Here is a 6,469-nt window from a genome sequence, read left to right on the forward strand (position 1 = left end):
CTGCAGATCGTCGAAGAGTCGGTGGCCGCGTACAAGAACTGCCAGACCCGCATCGATGCGGTGGAGAAGGCGCTCGACAAAGCACTGGACAAAGCATTGGGGGCCACGGACGGCACACAGGACACGCACCCGGCATGAGCCCATCCGGCTGGCTCGCGCCCCTGGCGGCGCTGACTTCACTGCTCGCCGTCGGCTGGCTGGGCCTGTGCTGGCTGCGCTGGGAGCTCACGCCGCAGCGACTCGTACACCCCGAGCCGTCAGCCTCCGACACCGGTTTCCAATGGGTCCAGATTCCCACCGCGAACGGCAAACGACTCGCCGCCCAATGGCGACCGGTAGGGCAAGGGGCGCCTTGCCGGGGTGTGGTGGTACTGATGCACGGCTGGGGCGGCCACGGCAGCCAGTTGAGGCCGGCGGCCGAAGTGCTGTACCGCCATGGCTGGTCGGTGCTCCTGCCCGACGCCCGAGGCCACGGGCGCAGCGAGGCCGACACCTACAGCTCGCTGCCGCGCTTTGCCCAAGACCTGGACGCCTGCCTGGACTGGCTCGCGACACAAACTCCCCAGGGATCGTCCCAAGCCATGCCCGCCAAGGTGGTGCTGCTGGGCCACTCGTTGGGCGGTGCGGCGGCCCTACTGTGCGCGTCACGCCGACCAGAGGTTAGCGCCGTGGTCAGCGTCTCGGCCTTTGCCCACCCCGAGCAGGTCATGCGGCGCTGGCTGGCGGCCTACCGCATCCCTTTCTATCCCCTCGGCTGGCTCGTCAACCGCTACATCGAGCGCGTCATCGGCTACCGCTTTGATGCCATCGCGCCGGTCCACACCATCGGACAGATCCAGGTGCCGGTGCTGCTGGTGCACGGCGAGCAGGACGATGTGGTCCCCGTGGCCTGCGCGGAACAGCTCCAGGCATCGGCCGCGCACGCGACCTTGCTCGTGGTGCCCGGTCGGCATGACAGCTTCGACGACGAGGGTGCGTTGAACGAGCGGGTGACGGCGTGGCTGGACAGGGCTGTATGAGCACGACCCCGATCCCGAAGTTGACGCCTTGGGCCGTTGCCGGTTTCGATGGCATCTCGTTTGTCGGTGGCTGATGCCCACGCAAATCAGGGTCCTGTTCTTCGCGTCCCACATCCACACGACTCAGTCCGCAAGTCGCATGAACGGTCGCCAGCAGATCCTGGTGGTCCGTCTGCTGACGGGCTGCCACGAGGGTCCGACTGGACGGCGTGCATCTTCCGGTCCAAGGGGCTCCTTGAGCTCCCACATGAAATCATCGGGCCACCACATCCAGGCGCGGCACCACTTCATCGTCGTCGTCCGGAAGCAATTCAAAGGCCTTGAAGACGGCGCGCTCGACGCGCTTGGCCAACACTTCGTCGCGGAAGACCCCGGGGTAGGTCTTGCTCAGCTTGCCGGTGACCTTCTGGTTGGTCACCAGGGCTCGGATGATCGTTGCGTAGTCCTCGTCGCGGCCCTCGATGATTTCCTTGAGGCTGTTGCGCGCGGTCTCGTAGCGCTGAAGGTACACGGCCTCGTCCTTGAGTCCATGCAGAATCGAGTGACGGATGACGTCGACCAGGTACTCAGACTGGAAAGTCAGGTCCGCATAGCGCCAAGTGGCCAGGCCCCGGTTCCAGTCGGCCACGTGCAGGTTGGACGCGACACCATCTTCGTGTTGCACGGTCGCGCCGAAATTGCACACAGAATTCAGCGTGGCCATCAGCGGCCGCGACAGGTGCTCCAAGGCGGTGTCGTAGGCGGCGCGCCGCATGGCGTTCTCGCTGATGACTGCCGAGACCGGCAGGATCACCGGTGCTGGCAGGAAGCCATCGCGCCGCAGGATGTCGTTGATCAGGAAACGCGAGAGCCGGCCATTGCCGTCTCCCAGCGGGTGGATGTAGACGAACCCAAAGGACAGGGCCGCCGCTCGCAGCAGCGGGCTTTGTCCACGGGTGCGCTGTTCGAACGCACGCAGCCCCTCCATCATCTCGGGCACCCTCTCATGGTGCGGTGCCAGGTAGTCGATCACGGGCTCGAAGATGGAGTTGGTGTGCCCGACAAAAACCGGCGACCGGCGAATGCCCAGTCTGGTTCCGACCATCTTTTCGCCCATGATGGCCTGTTGAATCTCCAGCATCCCTTCTTCCGTGAGGGCCGAGTCAATCTTGCCGCAGTGCGTGTTCATGGCGCGCGCCAAGCGGCGGATACGGTCCTCCTCCTTGCCTTCGGACTCGATGGCAAAGCTGGCCTTGCTCTCCTTAATAGTCAGCCAGTTGACGGCACGCTCAATCGTCTCAAGCCCAAACTGAGTAACCATTCTGTCGATCTCAGCGCGCAGTGGCGCCGGATCAGCCGAGCCCTGCTTCCCAAGGTCGATCATCGGGCAAAAGGCCCTGGTGCCTGGCAAGTTGTTGTTGATGCGCCACCGGCGCACCTTGTCCGGCACGTTGGCGGTGAGGTACTGGGACGGGTTGAGCAAGTCAACGTAGTTCCCGCCGGCGTCGACCACACCATCCAGGGTGGAGTCGGTGAGCCATTCGTAGAGAAAGCCGCAGCGGCGCGCGTACGCACCCGTGCGCTCTTCCTGCGCCCACTTGGCGATGGGCTCCGGTCCGGTGACCTCGAACAAGCGGTGGAGAAAGTCCAGCTCGACACCCTCATATTTGAGCGCAAACGTAAGGTGCGCGCTCAGCGTCGCATCCGGCTGGTAATGTGCAGGGTATGTCTCGACCGTGAAGCCGTTAGATGCCGCGGTGGAGCGCGCCGTGCCTATGATGCTGCGGACCCGAAAGGGCTGTACCGGCTCCACGCCATGCTTCTGCGACAGCCACTTATAACCAGCGTATTCGACTCCATTTTTCATACGGGTCACCTAAAACGGTTATTTTTCTTGTTTTCGATGATAAAACATTTACGACCAACAGCGAGGGCAGAGACCCATCTCAGGTCGATGCGTCCACACCGCGCTGCTTGCGTCCCGTGAAAATCATCGAAGTTGGTCCCTGTGATTGAGTTGGCGGGCGGTGTTGTCAGCTTCCGACATGAAGCGGTCGCCCAATGTTGAAGCCCAGCGAGCCGTTTCTGGTTTCTGTCTTCACCGCCAAGCCATCACCGGCACGGTCGAAATGCTGTTGGCCGGCGCCCCCTCAATCAGCCGACGGCTGATGCCCAGGTAGATCAGGGTCTTGTTCTTCGCGTCCCACATCCGCACGATCCGGGTTTCCTTGAACAGCACGCTGGTGTCTTCGCTGAACACCACCTCGTTGTCTGGCAGCTTGGCCGGCAGCCTGATCGGGCCAGTTTGCCGACACGCCAGCGAAAACTGGCTCGGGTCCTCGGCCAGTCCAAGAGATCCGCCAATGCCCCCAGTGCGGGCCTGGCTCACGTGGCAGGTCACCCCAGGCACCTTCGGGTCAGAAAACGCCTCCACGCACACCCGGTGGTTGGCACCGATGAGCTTCCAGGCGGTGGTCACGCAACCCACGGTTTCTGCGTTGGTGGTCGTCGGCCACAGCAGTGGAGAGGCGAGGGCAAAAGAAAGAAGCAGTTTCAGCATGAGACCATGATAGTGATGCATCTCAAAGTCTTGCAGGGCCTTCGGCACCTAGGCATGCACCGATGCCCAAGGATGCCGCGGCCTTCCTCGGCCCGGTTTTCTGCACATCACGCGCATCGGCAAACCTCGCTCGTCATGTTAGGGTTGGCGGGCAGACGCTGCAGGCAGCCTACCGTTCTGGTGGGCACTTCGGACGCCGCAGCAGCCCTTGCGTCCGTGGCTATGCAAGCCATTCCCACAACCGAACCATGAGAACCTTACTGCTTTTTGGGGTGACAGCCCTGGCTGAAATCGTGGGCTGCTGCTTGCCTTACCTGTGGCTCAAACAAGGCAAATCGGCTTGGTTGCTCATTCCGGGCGCTTTGAGCCTGGCCCTGTTTGCCTGGTTGCTCACGTTCCACGAAACCGCTACCGGTCGTGCCTATGCGGCCTATGGCGGCGTCTACGTGTGTGTGGCCCTCGGTTGGTTGTGGGCGGTCGATCAGGTCCGCCCCACCGCGTGGGACATCGCGGGCGTGGCTGTCACCCATGCTCGGCATGGGCCTCATGATGTTTCAGCCTGTGCGGTGAGACGATGGACAGTCGGCCAACCCTCTCGCCGCTGAAGGGCGCTTCAGACCCACGAAGCCCAACCGTGTACCTCGCCGGGCCGGATGTTTTCTACCAAGATGCAGAAGAACGCGGCAAGGTGATGTGCGCACTGTGTGCCGAACAGGGGTTTGAAGGGCTGTATCCACTGAATGCACCGCTGGACCCAGACATCCAGCCCCAGTCCAGGGCCATCTTCGAGGCCAACAAGGCCATGCTGGAGCGGGCCGATGCGGTGGTGGCCAACCTGCGTGATTGGCGTGGGCCCGAACCGGACAGCGGGACGGTCTGGGAGGTGGCCTATGCGCTCGCTTTAGGCAAACCTGTCATCGCCTACCTGCCCAACTCACACAGCCTCCGGCAGCGCATGACCCAGACCGCACCCGACGGCATCGATCCCGAGGGCCATGCCGTGGAGGACTTTGGCTTGCCCTTGAACCTGATGCTGGCACACAGCCTGACGGGTGTGGCTTACGGATCGGAAGACCGATATGAAGGACTGAGCGCAGCGCTGGTTTTGCTGCGACGCCAATTGCGGATGTGAGACGGGGCCTCCAGAGGCATCAGTCACAGACCAGGCCGCCGGCGTCCATCGCCGGCGGGCGCATCAGGTCCTGGTCGATGCCCATGACCTCGCTGGCACGCTCCACCGCCTGCCACAGCGCGGCGGGCATGCTCAGGATCGCCTCGGGCGAATCGGCTTGCGCGATCCAGGCCCCAATCTGCCGGTGCTGCTCGGGGGTCAGCAGCGCCAGGTGCAGCATTTCGTCTATCGTCTTCATGCGAGAGCTTTCGTTCAGCGTGCGGTGAGCCTGGCATACAACCCGCCCGCCAACACCGCGCCTGCGGCCATGGCGAACAACCCGGGCAGGCCCCGCGTGGCGTCAATGAACACCGGCATGGGTGCCACAGCGTCCACCGCCCGCACCGCCGCCACCATGCCCACACCCGCGGCCGAAGCGAGCAGGGCGGTCCGTCCCGCAGGCCACCAGCGGGCCAGGCCGCTGGCCACCGGAAACGCGATCAACCAGCCCGCGGCCAGGATGCCGCCGTAAACCGGGGCGAAGCCGACCAAGTCTTGCCCGATGACCCGCCACCAGGTGCCGGCGGGAATGCTCACCCCCGCATCCACCAGTGCTTGCAGGTTCCAGCGTGTCTGAACCACCGAGCCCCAGACTGTCGCCAGCGCCCAGACCAGCAGCAACACCCCCGCGCGCCGAGTCCATCGGGGCGTTGGGGCATCATGGCGGGCACTGGTGATCATCGAAGTGATTATGAGATACCTCCTTGCCTGGCTCCTGAGCCTGTGGGCCATGGCCACCTCGGCTCAGACAGTGCCCTACCGCATCGAGACCGTGGCCACCGGTCTGGAACACCCCTGGTCGCTGGCCTTCTTGCCGAATGGCAGTCTGCTGGTCACCGAGCGTCCGGGGCGGCTGCGCGTGATCGAGCGTGGGGCAGAGGGTCGCTTCCAATTGCGCCCCGAGCCCGTGGCCGGGGTGCCGCCGGTGTTGGCGCAAGGGCAGGCCGGTTTGTTCGACATCTTGTTGGCCCCAGACTTCGCCCACAACCGGCGGCTGTTGCTGTCGTTCGCCCACGGCACGCCGAAGGCCAACCACCTGCGCGTGGTCAGTGCGCGGTTCGACGGGCGCCAGTTGCTGGACCTGACGCCCATCTTCACTTCGCGCCCCGCCAAATCCGACACCCAGCACTTCGGTGGCCGTATGGCCTGGCTGCCTGACGGCACCCTGTTGTTCGGCATGGGCGATGGCAACCTGGAACGCACCGATGCGCAGCGCCACCACACCCACCTGGGCAAGTTCCTGCGCATCCAGCCCGATGGCCGCGTGCCCGCCGACAACCCCTTTGTGGGCCGTGACGGCGCCTTGCCCGAGATTTACAGCCTCGGCCACCGCAACCCGCAGGGCGTGGTGGTGGTCAACGGCGTGCCCTATGCACACGAACATGGCGCCCGTGGCGGAGACGAACTCAACCGGCTCGCGCCCGGCGCCAACTTCGGCTGGCCCATCACCACCGGCGGGGTGGACTACACCTACGCCCGCATCACCCCGTACCGCAGCCTGCCTGGCGTCACCCCGCCACTGACGGAATGGACCCCGTCCATCGCGCCCGCCGGACTCGCGTGGTACGACGGCGCGCTGTTCCCGGCCTGGCGCGACAGCTGGCTGGTGGCTGCCTTGGCTGAACGCAGCGTGCGCCGGGTGCCCATGAGCAACGGCACGCCGGGCCCGCAGGAGGTGTTGTTCAAGGAACTGGGCGAACGCCTGCGCGATGTGAGGGTGGGGCCGGATGGGGCGGTGTA

At 64.6% G+C, this 6,469-nt stretch carries 8 protein-coding genes and 1 pseudogene; 5 read left to right on the plus strand and 4 right to left on the minus strand.

Annotated features, from left to right (window positions below; all coding sequences use genetic code 11):
* Window positions 1-6: 6 nt before the first annotated feature.
* Together xseB and HA630_RS21280 are read left to right on the plus strand one after the other, a co-directional pair.
* Complete coding sequence (xseB, locus tag HA630_RS26620) at window positions 7-138, plus strand: exodeoxyribonuclease VII small subunit (RefSeq protein ID WP_371809318.1); 132 nt, start codon at window positions 7-9, stop codon at window positions 136-138.
* Window positions 135-1,019, plus strand: a complete 885-nt coding sequence (locus HA630_RS21280; RefSeq protein ID WP_166837576.1) for an alpha/beta hydrolase — start codon at window positions 135-137, stop codon at window positions 1,017-1,019. Before xseB ends, HA630_RS21280 begins: the two co-directional genes overlap by 4 nt.
* Window positions 1,020-1,272: 253 nt before the next feature.
* On the opposite strand, the gene HA630_RS21285 is transcribed toward HA630_RS21280, so the two are convergent.
* On the minus strand, window positions 1,273-2,865 hold the full coding sequence (locus HA630_RS21285; RefSeq protein ID WP_166837578.1) for a Fic family protein: 1,593 nt from the start codon (window positions 2,863-2,865) through the stop codon (window positions 1,273-1,275).
* Between the two features lie 231 nt (window positions 2,866-3,096).
* Window positions 3,097-3,606 carry a CreA family protein gene (locus tag HA630_RS21290; RefSeq protein WP_371809317.1) on the minus strand — a complete coding sequence of 170 codons (510 nt, stop codon included), beginning with the start codon at window positions 3,604-3,606 and terminating at the stop codon, window positions 3,097-3,099.
* Window positions 3,607-3,806: 200 nt separating this feature from the next.
* Here HA630_RS21290 and HA630_RS21295 point away from each other — a divergent pair.
* Window positions 3,807-4,128 (plus strand): annotated as a pseudogene (locus tag HA630_RS21295) (YnfA family protein).
* A gap of 64 nt (window positions 4,129-4,192) precedes the next feature.
* Window positions 4,193-4,690, plus strand: coding sequence for a nucleoside 2-deoxyribosyltransferase (locus HA630_RS21300; protein WP_208300204.1), 498 nt, complete (start codon window positions 4,193-4,195; stop codon window positions 4,688-4,690).
* Window positions 4,691-4,709: 19 nt separating this feature from the next.
* Here the strand turns inward: HA630_RS21300 and HA630_RS21305 are convergent, their stop codons facing one another.
* Window positions 4,710-4,928 carry a hypothetical protein gene (locus HA630_RS21305; protein ID WP_166837582.1) on the minus strand — a complete coding sequence of 73 codons (219 nt, stop codon included), beginning with the start codon at window positions 4,926-4,928 and terminating at the stop codon, window positions 4,710-4,712.
* A 14-nt stretch (window positions 4,929-4,942) separates the two neighbouring features.
* Window positions 4,943-5,353 (minus strand): hypothetical protein, encoded by a 411-nt coding sequence (locus HA630_RS21310; protein ID WP_166837584.1) that lies wholly within the window; start codon window positions 5,351-5,353, stop codon window positions 4,943-4,945.
* A gap of 67 nt (window positions 5,354-5,420) precedes the next feature.
* Between HA630_RS21310 and HA630_RS21315 the strand changes: the two genes are divergently transcribed.
* Window positions 5,421-6,469: PQQ-dependent sugar dehydrogenase (locus tag HA630_RS21315; RefSeq protein ID WP_208300205.1), on the plus strand; the 1,049-nt coding region annotated here is incomplete at its 3' end.

It is taken from the genome of Aquabacterium sp. A08, assembly GCF_011742065.1.

Excerpts from the sequence above, each read along its gene's own strand:
- HA630_RS21280 (WP_166837576.1), top strand. The coding sequence starts at position 135 with ATGAGCCCATCCGGCTGGCTCGCGCCCCTGGCGGCGCTGACTTCACTG.
- HA630_RS21305 (WP_166837582.1), bottom strand. The coding sequence starts at position 4,928 with ATGAAGACGATAGACGAAATGCTGCACCTGGCGCTGCTGACCCCCGAG.
- HA630_RS21285 (WP_166837578.1), bottom strand. The coding sequence starts at position 2,865 with ATGAAAAATGGAGTCGAATACGCTGGTTATAAGTGGCTGTCGCAGAAG.